This is a genomic window from Haloarchaeobius sp. HME9146 (assembly GCF_025399835.1).
In the GTDB taxonomy this organism is placed as follows: Archaea; Halobacteriota; Halobacteria; order Halobacteriales; family Natrialbaceae; genus Haloarchaeobius.
Window position 1 is genome coordinate 2,761,468 of record NZ_JAODVR010000001.1, and the last position, 22,496, is coordinate 2,783,963.

Sequence of the window (22,496 nt, forward strand, 5' to 3'; positions counted from 1 at the left end):
GGGAAAGAAGGGTTGTCGCCCGGAACACGAGCAACCGACACACTACTAGTAGATTCTCCGTAGATAGACCATGGCCCATCCAGATAGTTCCCCGGGGGAGAACGAAGACTACGAATTACGGTCGAGCCACTCACAGAACTCCTCGAAATCTCTCGCTCCGGCGCTCTCGGCGATGCTGCGCAGTGTCCCCGTTCGAAGTTCATCGTGCAACGGAACCGTCACTCGCCGCCTGTCGCTTTCGTTCGTTGGATGTTCGTAGTACAGTTGCGCGTGGTCTCCAGTCGTGCGTCGCCACTCGAACCCACCAACGTTGACCAGGACCTTCACCACTTCTCTCCCTGAAAAAGTTCTCCTGCCCATCGATTAGTCGAGCACGTCCGGTGGCTCCTGCCCACCTGTCGTATTGTCCGTGGGGTCGATACCCATCTCACGGAGTTCCTCGTCGGTCGGTGGCCTTCCGACCTCGTCGTTGTGGAGTGCGACTGCCTCGTCGAGGTTTTCCAGTGCGGCCTCCCGAGACTGACCTTGCGTGGTGACACCCGTTTCAACGTCTTTCGCAACCCACCAGTCGTCCTCACGCCACAGACGAATCTCTGCTTCGTGTGGGGCCCCATCTCGCGTCGAACTGGCCATGTTGGTCTGAGATAGTAGGACGTCCCGCATAAGGATTCGGTCGTGAGAGACACACCTCGTACACGGGTGAGTACTAAAGTCACGAGAATACGTCCACAACGAAGCAACTGCTGGCGAATTCAGAGTTGTCGCCCGGAACACTAACGACCGGTATCATCCCTTGGCGGCATGCCGCGTCAACCGGGAAACCCTCGTGCCGGGCGGACAGCGCTGCCAGTGCTGTCGGATTCCGAACCGACAGAAGCCGGTCCGGCGGGCCGCGTGATGCGACCAGCAGGTAGCGATATCGCGTACCTGGGTTCTCCGCTTCGTCATCGCTGCCGAAATGGGTCCGCTCGGAGCGGGGACTTGTGGCACGCACGCGGAAGTAGCCGGCCACCGGGGTAAGGTCTTGCGACTCGACGCAGGTCGACCCGGTAACATCGCACCGGCTCAGACCGCGCCGGGGACGTGCTTGTACTCCCAGTCGTCGGTGTAGGCGCGGTAGAGCCGGGTCCGCATCGTCTCGTTCTTGAGCAGTCCGGCGAGCAGTTTCGGGCGGCGGGCGAGGCGCAGGAACGCCCTCTTCGGGTTGCGGTCGACCTCTTCCACGTCGATGCCGGAGACGGCGTCCATGACGCCACCAAGGAGGTCCGGGCGACCGTCTTCGAGGGCACCGCGGACGATGTAGGCGAGGCGGTACTCGTTCCGGAGTCGCTTGTAGAGGTGGTTCGGGTAGTCGACGAGCTTGTTCTCGGCGGCGAGTTTCGCCATCAGGTACGAGGACTCGACGGCCTGGGAGATGCCCTTGCCGGTGAAGCGGTTCGCGATACCGGCGGCGTCGCCGACCCGAACCACGCGCTTCTCGGGGAGGTAGGTCCGCCGTGGGTCGAGCGAGGGGCCACGCGGGATGGTGTAGACGTTGGCCTGCTCGCGGGTGGGGACCGGCCAGTCGTTGCGCTCGCAGGCGCGCTCGAAGGCCTCCATGTAGTCGCCGGGCTTCTTGTCCTGCGCCCAGCCGATACCGACGTTGGCTCTCGTCTTCGACTTCGGGAACGCCCACGAGTAGCCCAGATAGTTCTCGAAGATGATGAGCGAGTCGGGGTAGAGGTCCGAGAAGTCACCTTCCACGTCAGCGTTGAGGGCGGTCATCGCGCCGGCGTACTCGCCGGTCTTTCCCTCGACCTTGCTGGCCATCGAGGGCTGGCCGGTTGCGTCGACCACGAGATCGTGCTCCTCCTGCAGTTGCTCGAACTCGGCCTTCGTGACGCCGTGGTTCTCGACCACGTCGACCCCCCGGTCGGCTAGTTGTTCGGCCCAGGTGCGCTCGACGAGGTTGCGGTCGGTGACGTAGCCGTGCTCGGAGGGGAACCGACCCTTGCCAGCCAACTGGCGGTCATCGGTGTCGCCTGTAAACACTTCGACGTCGAAGGCGGGCGTGTGGTTCGCGAAGCCGTTCTGCCTGGTCTTCGCCATCGGGAGCATCGAGACGTTCGTCATCGCCTCGCCACAGTTCACGCGCTTTGCGTCGTAGGACTGGCGCTCGTAGAGGGTCACGTCGTAGTTCAGTGTCCGCAGGGCGTGGGCGGCGGCGAGGCCGGCCATCGCCCCGCCGACGACCGCCGCAGAGGTCCCCGAGCGGTCGAGTCGGTCGGGGAGCCGATAGGTGCCGAGGTACGAGAGGAACGGGTCCGTCTCGGCGTCGGGTCGGGTCATACCCGGGCCTTCGACTGCCAGCACAAAAACACGTCGTCAGCCGACGGTGACTGCCGGAAAAGGAGCCGTCGAACTCAGACGGTGTAGTCGTCTTCGGTGAGCTTGAAGTAGCCGTTCTTGCGGAGCGAGCGCTTCGTGCGCTTGTACTTCGCGAGCAGCTTCATGCCCGAGAGACCACCCGAGAGGCGGCTCTTGATGAGCGAGCCGTCGCTCCCGTCGCTGATGAGCTTGTTCGTCATCTCGAAGGTACGGTCCCAGTCGTCGGGGCCGTACTCCGCGACGATGTCCGCGAAGGTGACGTTACGCAGGAGCTCGTCACCGACGGTGTTGCGCCAGACCTCGTTGTACCGGTCGAGCGAGTCGACGGCGGCGAGCCGGCCCGCGATCTTGCCGGTTCGGCAGGCGACGTGGTAGCCGCCCTCGTGGAACGCCGAGGTGGTGCCCATCGCCCCGCCGGCGACCGCGATGCCGGCTCCGGTCGGGGACTCGATGGGCTTGGTCGAGGAGATGGGGTACGTCTCGGTCCCACCGGACTTCCCGCGGTCCTCGACGAGGGGGAAGTCCTCCTCGATGTCGTACTCGTCGCCGTACTCGATCTCCAGCAGGCGGCGGATGTACTCGCCGGCACGGGGCAGCGACTCGTCCTCGGGTTCGAGCAGACGGTAGCCGTCGGGGTCCTCGACGTCGTCGAGGGTCATCCCGATGGGCATCGTCAGGCCGATGCGGGCGACGTTGCCGTCGTTCGGGAAGATCCACGGGTAGGCGGTCTCGCCGGGCATCCAGCCCCACCAGAACTTGAGGTGGGTCTCCTCGAACACCTCCTCGGGCACCTCGCGGTGCTCCTGGTAGGCGATGTGGTTCGCCGTCGGCGGGCTCATCACGTCGGAGACGCTCTTTCCCTCGGGCATGAACTGGTCGAGCGTCGGGATGGTGACGGTCCGCTGGGGGCCGTCCGCCAGCACGAGGTAGCGTGCCTCGACGTCCTCGCCGTCGGCCAGGTGGACGGTGTGGCGGTACTCCGAATCGAGGTCGGAGTCGACGCTCTTGACCGAGACACCGACCTCGTAGGCCGCGCCCTCTTCCTCGGCCTGCTCGCGGAGCCAGTCGTCCATCCGGGCCCGCTGGAAGGTGTACCCGAACCGGTCGTAGGAGGAGTCGATGCCGGTGCTGCGGAGGGTCGTCGTCTCGGTCGGGCCGACGAAGTCGACCGCGTCGAGTTCCTGCAGGACGATGCCCTCGGGGAACTCGTCGGGGTCGAAGTCCATGATGTCGACCCAGTAGTCGAGCATCCCCGCCGCGTCCGTCGAGTCTGGGCCGAGGCCCTCTCGGTCGGCTCGCGGCACGCCCTTCTCCAGGACGAGGGCGTCCGCACCGTGATAGGCCGCTTCCATGGCGGCACATGTGCCCGCCGGCCCGCCGCCGACGATGGCCACGTCAACGCGCTTCATACCTCGTTTCCTCTCGGCAGTCCCTAATAAAGCCCCTGAACCGCCTCGGCGGCTTTTTGTCGCTGCCCTGCACACTCCGGACCATGAGTGATTACGAGCACGTCGCCGTCGAGCGGACCGACGGGGTCGGCCGAATCGTCATCGACCGCCCGGAGAAGTACAACTCGCTGTCCCCCGAGACGGCCGCGGACCTCCGTGACGCCGCGGACGCCCTCGCCGACGACAACGCGGTCCGCTGCATCACCCTCACCGGTGCCGGCCCCGCGTTCTGTACCGGCGCCGACCTCACGACCTTCGAGGGCGACTCGTCCGACTCGAAGCGCCTCGACACGCTCGCGGGCCAGCTCCACGGCGCCGTCGAGACGCTGGCGACCGCGCCCAAACCGACGATTACCGCGGTCAACGGGGTCGCCGCGGGTGGCGGCCTCGGTCTCGCGCTCGCGGCCGACGTGGTGCTCGCCCACGAGGAGTCGCGCTTCGAGTTCACCTACCCCCGCATCGGCCTCTCGGGTGACGGCGGCTCGACGTGGTTCCTCCCGCGACTGGTTGGCTACCGGAAGGCGCGCGAAATCGCCCTGCTGGACGAGCCGATTCCGGCCGAGCAGGCGGTCGAGGACGGCCTCGCGACCGAGGTCGTCGCGGACGCCGAGTGGCCGGACCGCGTGGACGCGGTCGCCACCGACCTCGCGACCGGCCCGACGAAGGCGTACGGGACCATCAAGCGGTTGCTGGACAAGGCAGACGAACGAACCCTCTCTGCACAACTCTCTGCCGAGAAGGACGCCATCTCGCGGCTGGCCAACTCGGACGACTACGAGCGTGGCTACGCGGCGTTCTTCGGCGACGAGGAGGCAGAGTTCGAGGGACAGTAGCCGGGTCAGTACAGCGCCAGGTCCCAGAGCCAGCCCGACACCGTCCTCTGGCCAGTGTTGCCCTCGGGCTGGTCACCGCCGAGCTTCGCGTTCGTGTCGGGGGCGGCAGCCTCCATGGTTGCGCCCGTCGAGCCGTCCAGTTCCGCCAGCGTGGCCGAGGTCTCGATGCCGGGGTCACCGCTGCCGCCCACGTCCGCGGTGCGGACCACGCCCGCACTCGTCACCAGCAACACGAAGACGAGTACCTTCACCAGGGTCCGGGGCTTGTCCGTCAGGACTGGCAACTCGTCGGCCGTCACCGACCGGACCGGCGCGACCTCCGCAGGCGCGAGCCGACACACCGTCGGCGAGACGGTGTACTCGAAGAACGCGAGGTGGAACGCGCGGGTGTAGGCCGCGACGAACCCGCCCAACACGACGAAGACGAACCCTCCGAGCGGGAGGGCGAGCCGCCCCGGAAGCGCCTCGACCGTGAGCCAGAACACGAGCGCGAACGCGGCAGTCGGCGGGAACACGCCGACCGCGTACCGGACCAGCTTCCCGGGGCGGACCATGGCGAAGCGCAGGCTGGTCGCCCAGGCGCGGCTCGGGTGCTCTGCGGCGAACAGGGAGACGGTATCGAAGAAACGGACTGGCAGGCCACCCGTGACGTGTGCCCCGGCGACGACCAGGATAGCGACGAGGCCGTAGTCGAGGGGGTCGAACCAGGGTAACCAAAGCGGCGTGTGGTAGCTGAGGAACTGGAGGGGGGTGACGACCACGAGCAAGAGACCGAAGACGACGAAGGAGGCGAGGACGGTCGCAGCGAGAAGGACGAGGAGGTGCCAGCCAGCGGCCGCGAGCAGTTTGGCGTAGTACGTCCGTACTGCCCTCGCGGCGTGGCGGGCCTCCCCGGGGAGGTCGTCCCCCCGTGTCCCGTAGACGAGCGTCTCCCGGCCGAGGTGGTAGATGGCGGCGAGCGGGGCGGGCGCGAGCAGGGCCCAGACCGCCGAGCCGGCCACGATACCGGCGGCGAGCGCGCCCAGGCTACCGACGAGGTCGACGCTCACGAGTCCCGGCGCGGTCGGGAGTCCGAGCGCGGTGGCGACGGTCCAGCCGACGAAGACGGCGAGACCCTGCGCCACCGCCAGCCCGAACCCACCCAGAAGCACCGCCGGCCGTCGATTCACGACCGTGATGGCTCGTCTGGCGGTGCGAAACATACCCATGCCAAAGGAGTGGTCTGCTATAAACGATTTGGCAGCCAACAGGTTCGTTCCGGGGGGCACCCCCGGAAACTTCCGGCAAACCCCGCCCCATCCCGTAACCGGTTAGCCGGGCGCCCTCGTTCGGCCACGCATGAGCGACGCCCCAGACGTGCTGGTACTTCGAAAAGGCGCCCACGGCATCCCCATCGAGCAGTACGCCGAGGCGCTCCGCGACCGCCTGCCGGACCACGACATCACCCTCGCCCGCACCCCGAAACAGGAGCGCGAGAGCATCGAAGACGCCGAAATCGTGACGGGGATGTGGCTGACCGACGAGTTGCTCGACCGCGCCGAGAACCTCCAGCTGTTCGCCTGCGCCTACGCCGGGACCGGGCACCTCCCACGGAACCGCCTCGACGAGCTGGGCGTCACCCTCACCAACGCCTCGGGCGTCCACGGGCCGAACATCGGCGAGCACGTCCTCGGGGCCATCCTGACGTTCTCGCGGCGGTTCCACGAGGGCTTCCGCCGGCAGGACCGCAAGGAGTGGCGCAGCTACGAGACCCACGAACTGAAGGGTTCGACCGTCACCATCGTCGGGCTGGGCGCCCTCGGGCAGGCCACCGCCAAGCGACTACAGGGCTTCGGCGTCGAGACGGTCGGCGTGCGCTACTCGCCGGAGAAGGGCGGCCCGACCGACGAGGTCATCGGGTTCGAGGAGGACGCCATCCACGACGCGCTCGCCCGCACCGACTACCTCGTGCTGGCCTGCCCCCTCACCGACCTGACCGAGGGCCTCGTCGGCACCTCGGAACTCGTCACGCTCCCGCCGAACGCGGTCGTCGTCAACGTCGCGCGCGGGCCGGTCGTCGACACCGACGCGCTGCTCAACGCCCTGCGGAGCAACTGGATTCGCGGGGCGTCACTCGACGTGACCGACCCCGAACCGCTGCCGGCGGACCACGACCTCTGGAACCTCGGCAACGTCCAGATAACCCCGCACAACGCCGGACACACGCCGCACTACTACGAGCGACTGGCCGACATCGTGGCCTCGAACGTCCGCCACGTCACCGAGACGGGCGAGTACGAGGGGCTGGAGAACCAGGTGCAGGTGTAGCGACGCTGGCGGACGATTCTTCACCCGAGGGGACCAACACACGGGACATGCCCCAGCAGACGACGGACTGGCGGCCGCCGGGTCCCCGCGGTCTCCCCGTCCTCGGCAGTACCCTCGACTTCCAGCGCGACCCCTTCACCTTCCGGACGAAGGTCGCCCGGACCTACGGCCCGGTGGCGAGTTTCGACGTGCTCACCGAGACGTTCTACCTCCTGACCGGCCCCGAGCACATCGAGCGCGTGCTCGTCCACGAGAACGAGAAGTTCATCAAGGGAGATATCTTCCAGACCCTGCTCTCGCCGGTGGTCGGCCAGGGCCTGCTCACCAGCGAGGGTGAGCAGTGGCGCAAACAGCGCCACCGCATCCAGCCCGCCTTCCGGCCCGACGCCCTGACCCACTACGCGGACATCATGGTCGAGGAGACCGAGGAGGAGCTGGCGACGTGGAACCCCGGCGAGGTCCGGAACCTCCACGAGGACATGCTGGCGCTGACCGGCGAGATCGTCGCCCGGTCGCTGTTCGGCGTGGACGTGAGCGACCGCACCGAGGTCGTCGCCGAGGCGCTCGACGTGGTGATGGGCTACGCGGAATCGCTCTCCTCGTCGATGGTCCCCAACTGGGTTCCGACCCCGGGCAAGCGACGGTTCGACGAGGCCATGGCGATTCTCGACGCCGTCGTCGACGATATCATCGAGGAGCGCCGCGCGGACCCCGGCGACGACGTCATCTCAGCACTCCTCGCGGCCGAGGACGAGGACGGCCGGACGATGAGCGACGACCAGCTCCGCGACGAGGTGATGACGCTGTTCCTCGCCGGCCACGAGACGACCGCGCTGTCGCTCTCGTTCACCCTGTTCGTGCTCGCCCAGCACCCCGACATCGAGGAGCGACTGGTGACGGAACTCGACGACACGCTGGACGGCGCGACCCCGACCGTGGCGGACCTCGGGGACCTGCCGTACCTCGAGCGCGTCGTGAAGGAGTCGATGCGGCTCTACCCGCCGGTCCACGCCATCATCCGGGAGCCCACCGAGGACGTGGTGTTCGACGGCTACCGGGTTCCGGCCGGGTCGCCCATCTCGATGCCCCAGTGGACGGTCCACCGCGACCCCGCGCACTACGACGACCCGATGGCGTTCCGGCCCGACCGCTGGACCGACGAGTTCGAGGCCGAGCTACCGCGATACGCCTACTTCCCGTTCGGCGGTGGGCCTCGCCGGTGTATCGGCGACCGCTTCGCCATGATGGAGGCCCGGCTGGTGCTGGCGCGTATCCTGCAAGCGTATCACCTCGAACTCGTCTCCGACCCGTCGCTGGACCTCGCCGCCAGCATCACCACCAGACCGACTTCGCCCATCGAGATGCGGGTCCACGAACGATAACCGGGCGAACGAAGAGCGATAACCGGGCGAAGGAGAGACGAGAGCCGGTCTACAGGTAGCCTTCCGAGAGCAGCAGTTCGCCGTTCAGGACGCTCGCACCGGCCGCGCCGCGGATGGTGTTGTGGGAGAGGCAGTTGTACTGCAGGCCGAGTTCGGTCTGCTTGAAGCCGCCAGCAGCCACGGCCATGCCGCCGCCGAGGGTGCGGTCGAGGCGCGGCTGGGGCCGCTCGGGCTCCTCGAAGACGTGGATGAGCGGCTCGGGCGAGGAGGGCAGGTCGAGGCTCGGGTACGCTTCCATGGCCTCGGCGGCGTCCTCGGGCGTGAGTTCCTCGGCGGTGCCGACGAAGACGTTCTCCAGGTGGCCGTCCAGCGTCGGGATGCGGTTACACGAGGCGGCCACGTCGAAGCCCTCGAGTTCGAAGCTCGCGCCGTCGAACGAGCCAAGCAGCTTGCGGGACTCGGTCTCCAGCTTGTCCTCCTCGCCGCCGATGTGCGGGATGGCGTTGTCGATGATCTCCATCGAGGTGACGCCGTCGTAGCCCGCGCCGGAGACGGCCTGCAGGGTCGAGACGTGGACGGTCTCGAGCTCGTAGCCGGCGTCCGCGAGCGCGGCGAGCGTCGGCACGAAGGTGATGGTCGAGCAGTTCGGGTTCTTCACGAGTGCGCCGTCCCAGCCGCGCTCCTCGCGCTGGACCTCCAGCATGTCGAGGTGGTCAGCATTGACCTCGGGGATGATGAGGGGGACGTCCTCGGCCATCCGGGCGTTCGAGGAGTTCGAGGAGACGACGTAGCCGGCCTCACAGAAGGCGGGCTCGACGGCCTCGCCGACCGAGGAGGGGAGCGAAGAGAACAGGAGGTCGACGTCGTCGGGAACCTCGTCGGGGTCGGTCGCGGTGACGGTCTGTTCGGCGATGCTCTCCGGAATCGGGGAGTCGACGCGCCACTTCGCGGCCTCGCGGTAGGTCTTTCCGGCGCTGGATTCGCTGGCCGTGAGTGCGGCGATTTCGAAGTCGTCGTGCGGTTCGAGAAGCTGGATGAGTCGCTGTCCTACGGCACCGGTCGCGCCGAGGACGCCAACGCGGACAGTCATTGTTAGACGGGAAAACCCCGCCGCAGCAAAACCCTTCGGGTGGGGTCAGCGTTTGCTGGGGTCGTCACCGGAATCCCGCCCACGACACCCAGCCGCAACTGGTATAGGCGTTGCATCGGAAGGTTCAGTAGACAGATGAGCCCTGCTGCCCCGGGGCAGTCGGCTCGTCACGAGCATCCCCATGGCTGACACACCCTTCACTTCCGACGGGACGACCGAGGACGGCTCCGACGAGGAGGGCTCGTTCCCGATGCACCGCCGTGAACTCCTCCTCTCCGGTGCTTCCTACGCGACCATCGGCATCGCCGGACCCGAGACCCACCTCGTCTCACTCGCGCAGGTTCGCCGGGCTGCCCGGGCTGCACGGTCGAAGGAGGCCGCCGAGGCCGTGGTCCGGAGCGCCCGCGTCAAAGGGAACCCGGTCGCCGCTGCCGCTGCCTCGAACGCGGTGTCGTCCGCGGTGCTGGACAAGCGGAAAGAGGCCGCAGAGGCCCTGGAAGAAGGTGTCGACTCGGAGCCGGACGATGCGGCAACCGCCGGTGAGGAGACGACCGGCGAGGAGACCACCGACGAGGAGACCACGGACGTGGCCGGCGAAGCCAAGGCAGAAACGGGTGCAGACACGGACTCAGAAGGCGAAACCGACCACGATACCGCCGACGAACAGTCGGCTCCCGACGACCCCGCTGAGTGAGCCGAAAGAGCGTCCCGTCCTGAACTGCGACCTTCGTTCTCCCGAGTTACATCCCCTGCAGAGCCGTTCTCACCAGCGGTGGTGGACGTACTCGCGGACTCGCTCGTCGTACACGTCCTCGACCAGTCGCCGGTCCTCGGGTGACGGGGCCGGCAGGCTGGCCGCCGCGACGTTGTCGGCGATGTGCGCCGGCGAGGTCGACCCCGGAATCACGGTCGACACCGCGTCGAACGAGAGGATCCACCGGAGCACGAACTGCGCCATCGTCGCGTTCTCCGGCACCGCCGGCCGCAGTTGCTCGGCCGCCTCGACCCCCGCGGCCAGCGGGACGCCGGCGAACGTCTCGCCGATGTCGAACGCCTCTCCCTCGCGGTTGAAGTTCCGGTGGTCGTTCTCCGGGAACTCGGCGTCGGCGTCGAGCTTCCCGGTGAGAAGCCCGGAGGCGAGCGGGACCCGGACGATGACGCCGACGTCCTCCTGCTGGGCCGCCTCGAAGAACCGCGCCGCAGGACGCTGGCGGAACGGGTTGAAGATTATCTGGACGGTCTCGACGCCGGGGTACTCGATGGCCTTCATCGCCTCCTCGACGCGCTCGACCGAGACGCCGTAGTGGTCGATTTTTCCCGCATCTTTCAGCGCGTCCATGGCCGCGAACGTCTCGGGCTGGTAGTACGCGTCGGTCGGCGGGCAGTGCAACTGGACGAGGTCGAGCGTGTCGACGCCCAGGTTTTCCCGGCTCCGGTCCACGAAGCGTTCGAGGTTCTCGTGGTTGTACCGGTCCGCGGTGTGCGGGTCGAGTCGGCGGCCCGCCTTCGTCGCCACGAAGGGGTCCTCCTCGCGTTCGTCGAGCACCTCACGGATGAGGCGCTCGCTTCGGCCGTCGCCGTACACGTCGGCCGTGTCGAGGAACGTGATTCCCTCGTCGAGCGCGGCGCGAACCGCGGCCTTGCCGTCTTCCTCGGACACGTCGCCCCAGGCCCCGCCGATCTGCCAGCAGCCGAGGCCGATCTCTGTGACCTGTGCGTCCGTCGAACCGAGTCGTCGGTCGTTCATGCGAGGGGCGACGAGCGTCCCCCGGAAAGGGATTCGGGTCGGGGCAGGCTAGCGGTCGATGGCCGTCGTGCCGAATCGATGCGGCCCGAGTTCGCCAGACGCTATCCGCCCGGAAACGAACAGACTGACAGCTACGGCAACCGCTCTCGGACGTGAGTCACCGGGGAGAAGACAGTCAGTGCTGCAGAAGCCGCGTTACTGCTGTTCGGTCGCGCCCTTCTTGCGCGTGACGTAGCCGGCGATCCGGTTTCGCACGCCCTTGGACTCGATGTTCGTGAGCTTGGAGACGCTCTTCTTGTTCGTCTCGAAGTCCGTTGTGAACGCCTTCGGGTACCGTTCGAGCAGGATTGCACCCGTCTTCTTGACGTAGTCGGGTTTGATTGCCATACCCGCTGATTCTTCGGTCGGCCCCTAAAAGGATTCGTTCTGTGTCTTCCAGTCCGTGAGTGTCGCGATTCGGTCCATCGCTTCGCGCTCGCGCTCGCCGCCGCAGCGGTCGACCACGGCCTCGAAGTACGAGAGTCGCTGGCGGAGCGTCGTGCTGTCGTAGGTCGGCACGTCGAGCCGGGAGGCCGCGACCGTCGCCTCGATGACGGCCCCGAACGCCCGGTTGATGGGGACGACGGATTCGCGCTCGACCGCGGCCTCGATGGGATGGAGTTCCCACTCGGCCCAGTCGGTCGTCCCGTCGTCCCCGGTGGTCACGAGTTCCACGTCGACCCGGACCCAGGCGTCGGCGCTGTCGAGCACCGGCTCGTCGAGCTCGAAGACGTTCAGCGCGGCCTCGGTGAAGTGGACCGGGTCGCGGGTGAACTGCACGACAGCCTCGCCCCGGCGGTCGAAGTTGATGCGAGTCCGGGTGCGGCCCCACGTCCTCGCAGTGACGGGGTCACCCGAATGCAGGCCGAGAGCCGCAAGGTTCCAGCGGCCGTTCGGTCCCTCGGTCGCGACGACGGACTCGGTGACGCCGCGGAGGTCGACCGGCCAGTCGACGCCGCCCGCCTGGTCAGTCACACGACCACCTCGTCGCGTTCGAGCGCGACGAACGTCCCCGCGGCGACGATGTCCGCGGTCGTGCCGGGGTTCACGCCCCGGTCGACAAGGTCGTCGCCGAAGGCGTCGATGGCGGCCGACTCAGCGCCAGCATCCCGCAGTTCGGCGGCCCGCGAGGCGACCTCCTCCGCGACCGCTCTCCCGTGCTGTTTCGCAACGAGCGAGTCGGGGTAGTCGGCCAGCTGGGTGAGGAACGCGTCGGCGATCCGGTCAAGCACTGGTCCGTCTCCGTCCGCGATCTGGTCGGCGACGGCGAACGTCCGGGGGAACCCGTCGGTCCACTCGACCGCGTTGTCGTCCTCGGGGGCGCTCATCGCCATCAGGTCCGCAAGCGTCACTTCCCGCTCCTCGACTGCCGGAATCGCGTCACTTCCCCGGCGTGCGTCGAGGTCGCCGGCGTCAGCGGGCGGGTCGTCGACGAACACGTCGACGTGGTCGAACGCCCGGTAGAACCCGGCAGCGTCGGCGACCGTGGTCGACTCGACGACCGACGCGACACCGTCGGGACTGAGGTCGCCCTCGCCCGCCGCACGGACCAGCGGAAGGAGCAGCAACAGCGCGCCGAACTGCGTGTTCCCACCGCGCTGGTCGGCCATCCCCGCGACGGCCGTCTCGAACGCCTCGCCGACCGGCGCGCCGTCGGCGGCGGCTCCCAGCCCCTCGCTCGCGCCGACGGCTCCCGCGAGGAAGTGCTCGAACCGGAGGTCAGGGAAGTCGCGATGCCGGTCGACGTTCCCCGGCTTCGGGGTCCCCGCCACCTCCAGCAAGAGAGCGAGTTCCGCGTTCTGTGCTGGTGTTCGCATGGCTGACGGTTGGCCGTCCGCCGTGAAGAATCACGCGCCACCGGAGAACGCACTGCCAGCATCGCCATCGAGTCCACAGCGCCAGTCAGGGCCGCGCCGCGAACCACGCCTCGGTCGCGTCCCGAACCCGTTCCATCACGACCGGGTCGTCGCTCGGCCGGCCGACGCTGACCGCGTCCGCGCCGTAGTCGAGGTACTCGTGGACAGTCTCGCGGTTCCGGACGCCGTTGTTCGCGACGACGACGCAGTCACAGGCGTCGACCACGTCGCGGATCACCGATTCGGAGTCCATCGCGTCGACGTGGAGCATCGTCGCGCCCGCGGACTCCAGTCGGCTCGCGGTCTCGGCGAGGTCGACGCCGGGGACTTCTGCGCGAACCTTCACGCTGACTGTCGCGCCGGTTTCGGCCGCAGTGCTGACGTACTCACAGAGCCGGTCGGTGTCTCGGAGCAGGGATTCGCCACAGCCCGCCGCACAGAGTTCGTCCTGCCGGCAGTGGGCGTTCACCTCCAGAATCGCCTCGTGGTCGGCACAGACCGCCGCTGCCTTCCGAACTGGGCCGACCGTCGCGCTCCGGACGTTGAATGCTGCCTGAATCGGGACGTCCGCGAGCGCCGTGAGCTGGGCGTCGATGAACGCGAACGGGTCCTCGGGCAGGAACTCGTTCCGGTCGCGCGCGACGAGCTTCCGGGCGGCGTCCCGGGAGTCCTCGTCCAGTGCGATACCGCCCATGAATGCCAGCCCCGCGTACTCGCTGCCGGCGCGTGCCCACTCGGCGTCGGCCTCGCCACTCAGGCTGGCGAGTGCGACGCGCGGGGTGAACTCGACAGCAGTCATGTCCCTGGTCATTCGGCCGCGTCGATGGCCCGGGTGACCGCCTGACAGACGCGGGCCGCGTCCTGACGGTCGTCGATGCGGATGTCCGTGTACTCGGTCGGCACGTCGAAGGAGACGTCGTCGGACTCGTCGACGACGAACGCGTCGGCGAACGGATACGCGACACTGAGTCCGGACGTGCTCGGTTCGCCACCGACGGCCTCCATCAGCTTCGCGGCCGGGCCGGAGAACACCTCGTCACCGAGGAACGGCGAGACGACGACGACGGTCGTCTCGCTCAGGGCCTGCCCGAACTCGGGAATCGAGAGCATCGGGCCGATACTCGTCACCGGGTTCGAGGGCCCGATGACGACGGTATCGTCCAGTGCGTCGAGGACACCGGGTGCCGGGTCGGCCTTCGAGGAGCCACGGAACTCGACGTTCTCGATGTCGGGTTCCGCCCCGTGGGCGACCCAGAACTCCTGGAAGTGCATCATGCCATCGTCGGTGTGGATGAGGCTCGCGACGGGGTCGTCGGTCATGGGCAGGATATCGATGCTCAGGCCGAACCCTTCCGCGAGCTGTTTCGTCACCTCCGAGAGCGTGTGGCCAGCGTCGAGCAGACTGGTCCGTGTGATGTGGACCGCGCGGTCGCGGTCGCCGATCTCCATGAACTCGGCGACGCCAGAGAAGCGTCGCCAGCGGGCGATGTCGCGGCCCGCCGTCTGCTGGTCCGCCGGAAGGAACTGTGGGCCCTCCGGCAGCCCCATCGCGTTCGCGATGTCGTAGAGAGCGTCGTGCGTTCGTGTCGTGTCGCCACGGATCCCCCACCACCGCTCGCGGTCGAGGATGCCACCACCCTGGAACACCAGCGTGTCGATATCGGGACAGATGAACAGTCCGCCGAGTTCGATGTCGTCCCCGGTGTTGGCGATAACGGTCGTCTCGTCCGGCGAGAAGGCGGCAGCGGCACCGTCTAGGAGCTTTGGTGTTCCGGTGCCACCGGAGAGGAACGTCACCATGTGACCCCGTTTCAGCGTGGGGGCTATAATCAGTTCCGGCCTTGACGTAGCCAGTCGGCGAACGTCCCATCCAGCAACGTCTTCCGCTGGTTGGCGACGTACTCGCGCTGGGTGGCGTGGACGGCGTCTGCGAAGTCGACCCCATCCTCGACCGCGTTCGCGACGCGCTCGTGCTTCCAGCTCGCCGGTGTCGTCTCCTGGCGGACGCGCATCCGCAGGGGATAGAGGTAGTGCGCCGCCTCGTCGTCGCTCAGCCCGCGGTTCTTCAGGCCGGCCTCGGCGTGGTCGAACAGGTCGGCGAAGATGGCGGTCGTGTCGCTGGTCTCCTTGCCGTCGTTGGTTATCCAGGTGAACTCGGCGTCGAGCCCGTCGCGCATCGCCCGGTAGAAGTTGTCGTGGGCGAGCTCCCAGTCGAGGTCGTGGACCGGGTGTTCGAGCCGCGGCAGGCTGTCCATCAACCCGGCGAAGACGGCCTGGAAGGCGACCGAGTCGGTCACCGTGGGCTGGGCCGGGATGGGCCGGAACTCGATGCGAGCGTTCGCCGCCGAGCGCGTCGGCCCGCCGAACACCGGGCGAACCCATCGCCAGTACGTGCCGTGTTTCGTCCGGAAGTGCGCGAACGCGTCGTCGAAGCGGTCGGATTCCGAGACGGGCATCGGGACGAACGTGTCGTCCTCGGCGATGCGGTCGACGGCCTGCTCGACCGAGTCGATGTCGCGGGGGAACCGGACCTTCCCGACCGTGTCGGCACGGGCGTTGAGCACGGTCTCGAACACGCTGATACGGTGTTCCATCCAGCCATCCGCGAGAATCTCCTCGGCGCTCGCGTCGTCGTCGTAGAGGTCCGGCGGGAAGAAAGGCGAGTTGGCACCCAGCGCGAGCAGCGGACCGGCGACACGGATGGCGTACTGGAAGTACGTCGGCAGGTCGGCCGCGTGCGGCACCTGGTAGTGGGGCTGGATGGAGGTGATGAGGCTCTCGGGGAACACGGTGTCGGCCTGGAGGTCGATGTGTGGCGCGTCCAGGCGCATCCCTGCTGCGGTCCCCCGGTCGGTGTTCGCCATCGCGTGATAGCGAGCGCTGTCGCTCATGTTGCTCGCGATGCGAACACCGCGGTCCTCGACGCTGTCGGTGAGGTACTCGCGGCTGGTCTCCCCCTCCGGCGGGATGGTCCAGAGGCCATCGCTCACCAGCCGTATCCCTTCTGGGCGGGTGCAGTCGAGCGCGGTCTGCAGGCGCGAGAGCACCTCGTGCTCCTGGGCGAGGAGGCCGTGGCGGTTGAACGGCTGCGGGCTCGTCGTCATCTCCGCGTTGTGGAGCCCGAGCTCCTTCTCGAAGCCGATGAACTCGAGGAGTCGGCGCGGAACCCGGGTCAGGGCGCACTCGTCGGTGTCGCTCTGGATGTCACCGTCGCTCTCGGAGACCGCGTAGAACTCGTACTCGAACCCGAGGATGGCCTGGGGGTTGTCGAACGTCCCTGCCGCCAGTTCCTCCTTGATCGTCTCGGCGTCGGCGTCGACCTGTGACTGGAACTCCTCGGGGTCGACAGCGAGCACGTCTTCGACTCGTGCGGCGAGGTCATCGTCCGGCATATAGCGGGTATCGGGCTGGCGCGGCCTTCAAACCCGCGGGTAGCGAGGCTAGGTTCGTCCTGGGTGGACGACCTTCGGGCGAACAGGCGACACCACGGCGAATCGCCGGCAGGCGGTGTCGCACGACCGCTGCCCTGCCGGCGATGGTCGTCAGGACACGCCGGAACTGGCCGCGGCTTCCGGTATGAATCCCCGGCTCGGCGCTCCTCGCACGGTCGTCGAAGTCGGGTCGTTTATACTCGCGTCAGGCAGAGATGCCGCCAATGGAGTTCGCTGCCTTCGCCGCCCGCGCGGCCGAGATAGAAGCAGAGCCGGCGGACCTGGAGACCGTCTCCCTCGTCCGCGACCTGTTCCGGGACGCCGGGGCGGACCTGCCGGTCGTGGCGCGCTTCGTCCAGGGCCGGGTGTTCCCGGCGTGGGACGAACGGAAACTCGACGTGGGACCGAACACGGTGTACGCCGCCATCGCACGTGCCGCGGGGCAGAACGTGCGTTCGGACGACGTCGAGGCGCGCCTCGCAGACCTCGGTGAGATCGGGGAGGTCGCCGCCAGCTACGACTTCGGCGGGCAGCAAGGACTCGCCGCGTTTGGTGCCGGCGGGAGCGAGGACCTCACCGTCGACTCGCTCTATGCCTCGTTCGAGACACTCGCCGCCACCGAGGGCGACGGCAGCCAGGACACGAAACTGGACCTGTTGTTCGGGCTATTCAATCGGTCCAGCCCGGAGGAGGCACGCTTCCTCGCGCGCCTCGTCCTCTCCGAGATGCGAATCGGGGTCGGCGAAGGCGCGGTGCGAGACGCCATCGCCGAGGCGTTCGACGTGCCGGTCGAGGCGGTCGAGCGAGCCGTCCAGGTGACCAACGACTACGGCCTCGTGGCGGAGACCGCCCGCGACGATGGCGAGGCCGGACTGGCCGAGCATCGGCTGACCGTCGGGCGGCCGGTCCAGGCGATGCTCGCACAGGCGGGGACCGCCGCTGACGCCCTCGATTCCTGGGAAGAGGCCGCAGTCGAGACGAAGTTCGACGGTGCCCGGGTCCAGGTACACTGGGACGGCGACTCGGTCTCGGTGTTCTCGCGCAACATGGAGAACGTGACCGCGGCGCTCCCCGAGGTGGTCGAGTTCGTCGAATCCGCCTGCGACGCCCCAACCATCCTCGACGGCGAGGTGGTCGCCATCGGCGACGACGGAGAGCCGCTCCCGTTCCAGCAGGTGCTCCGCCGGTTCCGCCGGAAGCACGACGTGGCGAAGGCCCGTGAGGACGTGACCGTCGAACTCCGAGCGTTCGACTGCCTGCACGCCGACGGCGAGGACCTGCTCGACGCGCCGCTGACCGAGCGACACGACCGTCTCCGGTCGGTTCTCAGCTCGAACGTCGGTGACCTGACGCTGACCGACGACCCCGAGACGGTCGCAGCCGTCGAGGCCGAGGCGCTCGACGCGGGGCACGAGGGCATCATGCTGAAGGCTCCGGACTCGACCTACAGTCCGGGCAAGCGTGGGCAGAACTGGCTGAAACGGAAGCCCGACGTGGAGACGCTCGATTGCGTCGTCACCGGTGCGGAATGGGGTGAGGGCCGTCGCGCTGAACTGCTGGGGACGTTCCAGCTCTCGGTCCGAGTCGAGGACGCCGGCGAGTTCGAGACCATCGGCAAGGTCGCCACCGGCATCACCGACGAAGAGCTCGCAGACCTGACCGAACTGCTCGAACCCCACGTCCAGTCCCAGGACGGACAGGCCGTCACGGTCGCCCCCGCCGTCGTCTTCGAGGTCGGCTACGAAGAGATACAAGCGTCACCGACGTACTCGTCCGGGTACGCGCTCCGGTTCCCCCGCTTCGTCGCGGTTCGGGACGACAAGGAACCCGCCGACGCCGATTCGCTCTCGCGGGTCGAACGACTCGCCGACGCGCAGTGACGCGCAGAAGATTCGTGTTGGGTCCGTCGCCGGCAGTCAGAGCGACATCCACGTCGTGGTCCGTTCACCCGCTGGCACGTGCCAGCGCTGTTGCGGCCCGGTCGCCCCCTCCCTGAGTTCTATCCAGCCGTCGAAGAGGTCGACGACCCCGTGGGGAACGTCGTCTGCGCCGACGTGGAAGTACCCCATCCCGCGACAGCCGCGGACGACGGTTCCCAGCGACCGGAAGAAGCGCTCACGCCGCTGCGGGTCGACGTCCGCGAGTAACGCGCCGGCGGTCGGCGCGAGCAGCCGCAACTGCCCGGAGCCGAGCGTCGACTCACGGGTGTCGAACCGAACCACCGATTCGAACACCGCGTTCCGAACACCCGAGAGACTCTGGAACTCGTCGCCAGCGTAGACACGTACATCGGGGTCGGACGGCGAAACACCCTCCGGGAGAAACGACGCCACGTTCTGGTCCGTCGACGGGGTGAGGACCACTCGCTTTCGGTCGGCGTCCGCCGAACCGCCGAGCAGGCGGAATGCCCGAGCGACGGTGTCCATGCCTACGTCTCCCGAGACCAGCATCGCACAGCCGTGCTGTTTGTAGTCGGCCAGTATCGCGGAGAAGTCTTCGTCGCCAGCCCCGTCGCGGAACTTCGCGCCGGACAACTGCCGCTCGAACACGATTCGGTCGGCATCCATCGACGGTTCGTACCAGCCGAACGACCAAAACGCTTCTTGCTCACTCGACGAACTCCTCGACCGACGCCGAGAAATCCTCTTGTTCCGCGTAAAGCCGGCTCAAAACCGTGTTCAACTCGCGGAGAATCGCCGTCTGTTCGGTGTCGGCGAGCGAGTACGACGGGTACCCTTCACCGTCGTGTTTCTCCATCAGGCCGAGGCCGATGAGCGCGTCACGGTGGTCGTGGAACGTACTCGGCGAGAGGTCGGCTTCGGTCGCCACCTCGCTCGCCCCGAGTCGCTCGTCGTGACGCTCGACGAGGATTCCCAGTATCGCCACCCTCGCGGGATAGGCGAGCGCCTGGGTCAGCGGTGGGTCGAACGACTGATGCGCAGACATCGACCGATGCAATGGACCATGCCACCAAGTATATTTTGAAGACCACCTTTCGTTCAGCCAGCCCAACAATATCAAACATGTGTTGAATATATAGCCCTAATAACTACATTATTTTGAAAATATAGGCTATCATGCCAACATCTTTTAACTGCTGGGGCATGCTGTGTCGCATATGAGCTTCGGCATTCCTCCCGGTGGGGTCCGGGAGGACCAGACGGAATGGGTACTGGAACGTGCGACAGAACTTGACGTCCCACCGGCCGTCGTATGGGACTATCTCGAACGGAACATCGAGAGCGACGTCGTGGCCACCGGGGAACATCGCACTCGCCTCGCCCGGTTCTTCGACGCGCATCTCGAACGCCCGATGGTCTCCGACCATACGCGAATCCGACTCTACGACGGCCCCGACGGGCGCTACGACTACATCAAGGGCGTCCACTACGCGCAGAACGTCGAGGGCGACGTGCGCCGGATGGTCCACGCCGTCGCCGCCGACCAGCAGATGACCATCGAGGTCGACGGCGACTGCGGCGTCGCCATCCGGTTCCACGAGCCGGTCGCATCCGCCGACGCCTACGTCGCCGCCGAGATCCTTCGCCGCGCCTTCGACGAACCCCTCGACGAGGTCGACGACGTCATCGAGATCGTCGACTACGACACCACGCGGTCGTGGACCGAACTGGAGTGAAGCATTCGGCGCGGCCGATGGTGGGCCGTGTACCGTCAGTGTCGTAGCCCGAGTGTACCCACACCGTGACTGCACCAGTGTAGACCGGACGGCGCGCTCTTTGGGGCGTCTCACAGGCGTTCAAGAGACGGGTCTGCTCGATTCGCGATGTGCCGACCATCGAGAATACATTCGTCAGTGGTCGCGATGTCGTTCCAACAACCGTTCGATGTCGGTTTCAGAGTCCGGCCAGTGGAGCTGCCCATCGAACCGGAGTGGTGGCCCTGCCTCCGAATCCCCGAAGTCCATCACCACCTCCGGGAGCCGGTCCCGTTCGAGCGTGTACGCAGACGTCTCCCCAGGGTCGAGCATCGACTCGGACCACTCTATCTCCGTCCCGGCCTCGTCGTACACGTAGTTCACCGAGACGCTGGCCAACTTGTTCGTCTCCCAGAGGTACGTCTGCACCGAGAGAGCCGCCTCATCCTCGTCGCACAAGTTCACCGTCAGCACCGTCGGAGTGACGTTCTCCCGGGTCGAGTACCGTGCAAGGCCGTCACCGACCACGAGATACTGGGATTGGCTGTCCAGGTGCATCGTCGCCTGTTCGACGGCTGCACTCATCGAGAACCCCTCGCTAAGCAGCCGAGAGACGTTCCGTCCGATGGTGGTCGCGTCCCGGTTAGTGACCCGCGTGTGGGTCGCGACCCCGGCAACAGCGCCGCCATCGACGAGCGCCTTCGCCTGATGGTAGGTCTCGCAGGCATTCAGGACGAACAGGTCTAACCCGACCGACGAGAGTCTACCTGCATCGAGCACGCCATCTCGACAGTGAAGCCCACCTCGAGTCGCGTGGCCCACGAAATGCAGCAGGTCGTACTGTTCGTCGGTGAGTAGCCCCGCCAGTTCCCCCCGAGACAGATCCGAGAAGCAGCTGATGTGTCGGTCGATACCGAGGTCTTTGTGATATAACTCGTCCAGGAGGTCGTGCTCCGGCAGCATCGACTCGTCGTTACAGACGACTGCGACCTCGATGGAGTCCTTCTCGAGCCCCGTGCCGGAGCCGTGTTCCAGACTGGTCCACGTCGCCTTGCTCGCGTTCGTCGGAATCCCTGGGCCGAACCATGCCTGGGTTATCGCATCGTCGGGCGGCGACAGTTCGACGTGTGGTTCGGTTTGGCTGGTCGTCGCCCCCACCGTAGGACTGTCCCGTGACCCAGTGCCACGGGTGAACGCTGAGATGGTCGATGACTCCGGACTCGTCGGGCTGGCACGGGCGGGTCGAACCACCCCGAGTCGGTGTAACACGTGCGGGAGTACCCTCACCGACTCCGGTCGCGCTGGCAGGTGTGCGACCATCGGTATCCGGGGCATATGCGGTTCGATATCTGTGTATTCGACCGACAGGTACGCGTTGAGGCGGTCGGCAAGCGTCGCATCGTAGGCCCACTCTAGGTCGAAGGGCAGCCGAGAAAGTGTCGCTTCGTCGAGTATGGGGTCGTGCTTATAGAGACCGATAGACCGGACAACGCAGTCCAGAAAGAACATCTGCCGCTGCACCTGTATCAGGTCGTCCTCCAGTGGCTGGTCGACCCCCAGGTCGAGACGTTCGTCACCTGCGAGTATCGCCGGTCGGTCTCCGGTTCGAAGCCTCGCTGAGAGGTAGTGGGTGAGTGGGGCCGCGGTGAACAGTGCCCCATAACGCGGTGGGACGAGGATATCGATATCGGTCGTCGGCCTCTCGATACCATCTGGAATCGACAGTTCCGACCCGAGTTCGAGTCGGGGCGGGTGATCACGGAGACCGGACCAGGTCCGGTTCGGTGAGTTGGTCGAAAACGACCCACCGAGCGCGCTTATCGCCCGAGCGAGGTCCTCCGGTCGGTTGGTCGTTCGAACCGTCGTGTTGGGTTCCGTGTGGTTGGAACGGAACCCCAACACGACCGGTCGTGCCTCGTCGAGCTCGATTCGAGTCTCGCCGTTGCCACCCTTGATTTCGGGAGCCCCCGTGAACAGGAGGTAGATTTTCAACGGCGTCGGGAAGGTTATAACGTACGTGTCGAACGGGAGGGAGAACTGCTCCTTCCCGATACGCCGTCGCAGGAGTTCCATGTCCTCGTCGAACACGTAGAGCAACAGATCGGTGGAGAGCTCGATGTACCATGTCTCTAACTCGATGGTCTCGTCGATGAAGTCCTGAAACGGGACGTTCGTCGGCCCACTACGGAACTCGCTGTTGGACGTCGAGGCGTGAATGCTGACCTGCGCTATCGAATCGAGCACCTCGATACCACACGGGTCCGTCGTCTGCCGATACTCCAGTGCCATTCGATTACCCGGTGATTGGCCCGCGAGCATGTAGTCGTTTCCGCCGACGGGA

At 66.9% G+C, this 22,496-nt stretch carries 22 protein-coding genes; 6 read left to right on the plus strand and 16 right to left on the minus strand.

Annotated elements, in window-relative coordinates:
- Positions 1 to 108: 108 nt before the first annotated feature.
- The 4 genes from N6C22_RS14270 to N6C22_RS14285 form a co-directional block, all read right to left on the minus strand.
- Positions 109 to 360, minus strand: coding sequence for a type II toxin-antitoxin system HicA family toxin (locus N6C22_RS14270; protein ID WP_261651788.1), 252 nt, complete (start codon positions 358 to 360; stop codon positions 109 to 111).
- A 3-nt stretch (positions 361 to 363) separates the two neighbouring features.
- Positions 364 to 633, minus strand: a complete 270-nt coding sequence (locus tag N6C22_RS14275) for a type II toxin-antitoxin system HicB family antitoxin (protein WP_261651789.1) — start codon at positions 631 to 633, stop codon at positions 364 to 366.
- Between the two features lie 432 nt (positions 634 to 1,065).
- On the minus strand, positions 1,066 to 2,328 hold the full coding sequence (locus N6C22_RS14280) for an NAD(P)/FAD-dependent oxidoreductase (protein ID WP_261651790.1): 1,263 nt from the start codon (positions 2,326 to 2,328) through the stop codon (positions 1,066 to 1,068).
- Positions 2,329 to 2,402: 74 nt separating this feature from the next.
- Positions 2,403 to 3,776 (minus strand): NAD(P)/FAD-dependent oxidoreductase, encoded by a 1,374-nt coding sequence (locus N6C22_RS14285; RefSeq protein ID WP_261651791.1) that lies wholly within the window; start codon positions 3,774 to 3,776, stop codon positions 2,403 to 2,405.
- An 83-nt stretch (positions 3,777 to 3,859) separates the two neighbouring features.
- Between N6C22_RS14285 and N6C22_RS14290 the strand changes: the two genes are divergently transcribed.
- Entirely contained in the window at positions 3,860 to 4,648 is a 789-nt protein-coding gene (locus N6C22_RS14290) for an enoyl-CoA hydratase/isomerase family protein (protein ID WP_261651792.1), read from the plus strand.
- A 5-nt stretch (positions 4,649 to 4,653) separates the two neighbouring features.
- Here N6C22_RS14290 and N6C22_RS14295 read toward each other — a convergent pair whose 3' ends face one another.
- A complete protein-coding gene (locus tag N6C22_RS14295) occupies positions 4,654 to 5,850 on the minus strand; it encodes a hypothetical protein (RefSeq protein ID WP_261651793.1) in 1,197 nt (398 codons plus the stop codon).
- A 136-nt stretch (positions 5,851 to 5,986) separates the two neighbouring features.
- Between N6C22_RS14295 and N6C22_RS14300 the strand changes: the two genes are divergently transcribed.
- Both N6C22_RS14300 and N6C22_RS14305 read left to right on the plus strand, forming a co-directional pair.
- A complete protein-coding gene (locus tag N6C22_RS14300; protein ID WP_261651794.1) occupies positions 5,987 to 6,955 on the plus strand; it encodes a D-2-hydroxyacid dehydrogenase in 969 nt (322 codons plus the stop codon).
- A gap of 47 nt (positions 6,956 to 7,002) precedes the next feature.
- Positions 7,003 to 8,337 (plus strand): cytochrome P450, encoded by a 1,335-nt coding sequence (locus N6C22_RS14305; protein WP_261651795.1) that lies wholly within the window; start codon positions 7,003 to 7,005, stop codon positions 8,335 to 8,337.
- 49 nt (positions 8,338 to 8,386) lie between these two features.
- Here the strand turns inward: N6C22_RS14305 and asd are convergent, their stop codons facing one another.
- Entirely contained in the window at positions 8,387 to 9,427 is a 1,041-nt protein-coding gene (gene asd / locus N6C22_RS14310; protein WP_261651796.1) for an aspartate-semialdehyde dehydrogenase, read from the minus strand.
- 181 nt (positions 9,428 to 9,608) lie between these two features.
- Between asd and N6C22_RS14315 the strand changes: the two genes are divergently transcribed.
- Complete coding sequence (locus N6C22_RS14315; RefSeq protein ID WP_261651797.1) at positions 9,609 to 10,121, plus strand: hypothetical protein; 513 nt, start codon at positions 9,609 to 9,611, stop codon at positions 10,119 to 10,121.
- A gap of 69 nt (positions 10,122 to 10,190) precedes the next feature.
- On the opposite strand, the gene N6C22_RS14320 is transcribed toward N6C22_RS14315, so the two are convergent.
- The 7 genes from N6C22_RS14320 to N6C22_RS14350 all read right to left on the minus strand — a co-directional run bounded on the left by N6C22_RS14320 (position 10,191) and on the right by N6C22_RS14350 (position 16,461).
- On the minus strand, positions 10,191 to 11,174 hold the full coding sequence (locus N6C22_RS14320) for an aldo/keto reductase (protein ID WP_261651798.1): 984 nt from the start codon (positions 11,172 to 11,174) through the stop codon (positions 10,191 to 10,193).
- Positions 11,175 to 11,369: 195 nt separating this feature from the next.
- Positions 11,370 to 11,561: a 30S ribosomal protein S17e gene (locus tag N6C22_RS14325; protein ID WP_261651799.1), complete on the minus strand. Its 192-nt coding sequence runs from the start codon at positions 11,559 to 11,561 to the stop codon at positions 11,370 to 11,372.
- Positions 11,562 to 11,585: 24 nt separating this feature from the next.
- Positions 11,586 to 12,188 (minus strand): DUF447 domain-containing protein, encoded by a 603-nt coding sequence (locus N6C22_RS14330; protein WP_261651800.1) that lies wholly within the window; start codon positions 12,186 to 12,188, stop codon positions 11,586 to 11,588.
- Positions 12,185 to 13,030: a triphosphoribosyl-dephospho-CoA synthase gene (locus tag N6C22_RS14335; RefSeq protein ID WP_261651801.1), complete on the minus strand. Its 846-nt coding sequence runs from the start codon at positions 13,028 to 13,030 to the stop codon at positions 12,185 to 12,187. Before N6C22_RS14335 ends, N6C22_RS14330 begins: the two co-directional genes overlap by 4 nt.
- 85 nt (positions 13,031 to 13,115) lie before the next feature.
- Positions 13,116 to 13,880, minus strand: coding sequence for a tRNA-dihydrouridine synthase (locus N6C22_RS14340; protein ID WP_261651802.1), 765 nt, complete (start codon positions 13,878 to 13,880; stop codon positions 13,116 to 13,118).
- The gene (gene cofD / locus N6C22_RS14345) at positions 13,877 to 14,869 is read right to left on the minus strand and encodes a 2-phospho-L-lactate transferase (RefSeq protein ID WP_261651803.1); all 993 of its coding nucleotides are present in this window, start codon (positions 14,867 to 14,869) and stop codon (positions 13,877 to 13,879) included. The genes N6C22_RS14340 and cofD overlap by 4 nt, the downstream gene beginning before the upstream one ends.
- A gap of 29 nt (positions 14,870 to 14,898) precedes the next feature.
- The gene (locus N6C22_RS14350; protein WP_261651804.1) at positions 14,899 to 16,461 is read right to left on the minus strand and encodes a hypothetical protein; all 1,563 of its coding nucleotides are present in this window, start codon (positions 16,459 to 16,461) and stop codon (positions 14,899 to 14,901) included.
- Positions 16,462 to 16,724: 263 nt separating this feature from the next.
- Here N6C22_RS14350 and ligA point away from each other — a divergent pair, with 263 nt between their 5' ends.
- The gene (ligA, locus tag N6C22_RS14355) at positions 16,725 to 18,380 is read left to right on the plus strand and encodes an ATP-dependent DNA ligase LigA (RefSeq protein ID WP_261651805.1); all 1,656 of its coding nucleotides are present in this window, start codon (positions 16,725 to 16,727) and stop codon (positions 18,378 to 18,380) included.
- 36 nt (positions 18,381 to 18,416) lie between these two features.
- Here ligA and N6C22_RS14360 read toward each other — a convergent pair whose 3' ends face one another.
- Positions 18,417 to 19,067, minus strand: a complete 651-nt coding sequence (locus N6C22_RS14360; protein ID WP_261651806.1) for a hypothetical protein — start codon at positions 19,065 to 19,067, stop codon at positions 18,417 to 18,419.
- A gap of 40 nt (positions 19,068 to 19,107) precedes the next feature.
- Positions 19,108 to 19,446 (minus strand): winged helix-turn-helix domain-containing protein, encoded by a 339-nt coding sequence (locus N6C22_RS14365; RefSeq protein WP_261651807.1) that lies wholly within the window; start codon positions 19,444 to 19,446, stop codon positions 19,108 to 19,110.
- 172 nt (positions 19,447 to 19,618) lie between these two features.
- Between N6C22_RS14365 and N6C22_RS14370 the strand changes: the two genes are divergently transcribed.
- Positions 19,619 to 20,137, plus strand: a complete 519-nt coding sequence (locus tag N6C22_RS14370; RefSeq protein ID WP_261651808.1) for a hypothetical protein — start codon at positions 19,619 to 19,621, stop codon at positions 20,135 to 20,137.
- A 174-nt stretch (positions 20,138 to 20,311) separates the two neighbouring features.
- Here N6C22_RS14370 and N6C22_RS14375 read toward each other — a convergent pair whose 3' ends face one another.
- On the minus strand, positions 20,312 to 22,444 hold the full coding sequence (locus tag N6C22_RS14375) for a CHAT domain-containing protein (protein WP_261651810.1): 2,133 nt from the start codon (positions 22,442 to 22,444) through the stop codon (positions 20,312 to 20,314).
- Positions 22,445 to 22,496 lie beyond the last annotated feature (52 nt).

Excerpts from the sequence above, each read along its gene's own strand:
- N6C22_RS14370 (WP_261651808.1), top strand. The coding sequence starts at position 19,619 with ATGAGCTTCGGCATTCCTCCCGGTGGGGTCCGGGAGGACCAGACGGAA.
- N6C22_RS14285 (WP_261651791.1), bottom strand. The coding sequence starts at position 3,776 with ATGAAGCGCGTTGACGTGGCCATCGTCGGCGGCGGGCCGGCGGGCACA.
- N6C22_RS14290 (WP_261651792.1), top strand. The coding sequence starts at position 3,860 with ATGAGTGATTACGAGCACGTCGCCGTCGAGCGGACCGACGGGGTCGGC.
- N6C22_RS14335 (WP_261651801.1), bottom strand. The coding sequence starts at position 13,030 with ATGCGAACACCAGCACAGAACGCGGAACTCGCTCTCTTGCTGGAGGTG.
- N6C22_RS14275 (WP_261651789.1), bottom strand. The coding sequence starts at position 633 with ATGGCCAGTTCGACGCGAGATGGGGCCCCACACGAAGCAGAGATTCGT.
- cofD (WP_261651803.1), bottom strand. The coding sequence starts at position 14,869 with ATGGTGACGTTCCTCTCCGGTGGCACCGGAACACCAAAGCTCCTAGAC.
- N6C22_RS14320 (WP_261651798.1), bottom strand. The coding sequence starts at position 11,174 with ATGAACGACCGACGACTCGGTTCGACGGACGCACAGGTCACAGAGATC.
- N6C22_RS14280 (WP_261651790.1), bottom strand. The coding sequence starts at position 2,328 with ATGACCCGACCCGACGCCGAGACGGACCCGTTCCTCTCGTACCTCGGC.
- asd (WP_261651796.1), bottom strand. The coding sequence starts at position 9,427 with ATGACTGTCCGCGTTGGCGTCCTCGGCGCGACCGGTGCCGTAGGACAG.
- N6C22_RS14325 (WP_261651799.1), bottom strand. The coding sequence starts at position 11,561 with ATGGCAATCAAACCCGACTACGTCAAGAAGACGGGTGCAATCCTGCTC.
- N6C22_RS14375 (WP_261651810.1), bottom strand. The coding sequence starts at position 22,444 with ATGGCACTGGAGTATCGGCAGACGACGGACCCGTGTGGTATCGAGGTG.
- N6C22_RS14315 (WP_261651797.1), top strand. The coding sequence starts at position 9,609 with ATGGCTGACACACCCTTCACTTCCGACGGGACGACCGAGGACGGCTCC.
- N6C22_RS14305 (WP_261651795.1), top strand. The coding sequence starts at position 7,003 with ATGCCCCAGCAGACGACGGACTGGCGGCCGCCGGGTCCCCGCGGTCTC.
- N6C22_RS14360 (WP_261651806.1), bottom strand. The coding sequence starts at position 19,067 with ATGGATGCCGACCGAATCGTGTTCGAGCGGCAGTTGTCCGGCGCGAAG.
- ligA (WP_261651805.1), top strand. The coding sequence starts at position 16,725 with ATGGAGTTCGCTGCCTTCGCCGCCCGCGCGGCCGAGATAGAAGCAGAG.
- N6C22_RS14365 (WP_261651807.1), bottom strand. The coding sequence starts at position 19,446 with ATGTCTGCGCATCAGTCGTTCGACCCACCGCTGACCCAGGCGCTCGCC.
- N6C22_RS14295 (WP_261651793.1), bottom strand. The coding sequence starts at position 5,850 with ATGTTTCGCACCGCCAGACGAGCCATCACGGTCGTGAATCGACGGCCG.
- N6C22_RS14340 (WP_261651802.1), bottom strand. The coding sequence starts at position 13,880 with ATGACCAGGGACATGACTGCTGTCGAGTTCACCCCGCGCGTCGCACTC.
- N6C22_RS14300 (WP_261651794.1), top strand. The coding sequence starts at position 5,987 with ATGAGCGACGCCCCAGACGTGCTGGTACTTCGAAAAGGCGCCCACGGC.
- N6C22_RS14350 (WP_261651804.1), bottom strand. The coding sequence starts at position 16,461 with ATGCCGGACGATGACCTCGCCGCACGAGTCGAAGACGTGCTCGCTGTC.
- N6C22_RS14270 (WP_261651788.1), bottom strand. The coding sequence starts at position 360 with ATGGGCAGGAGAACTTTTTCAGGGAGAGAAGTGGTGAAGGTCCTGGTC.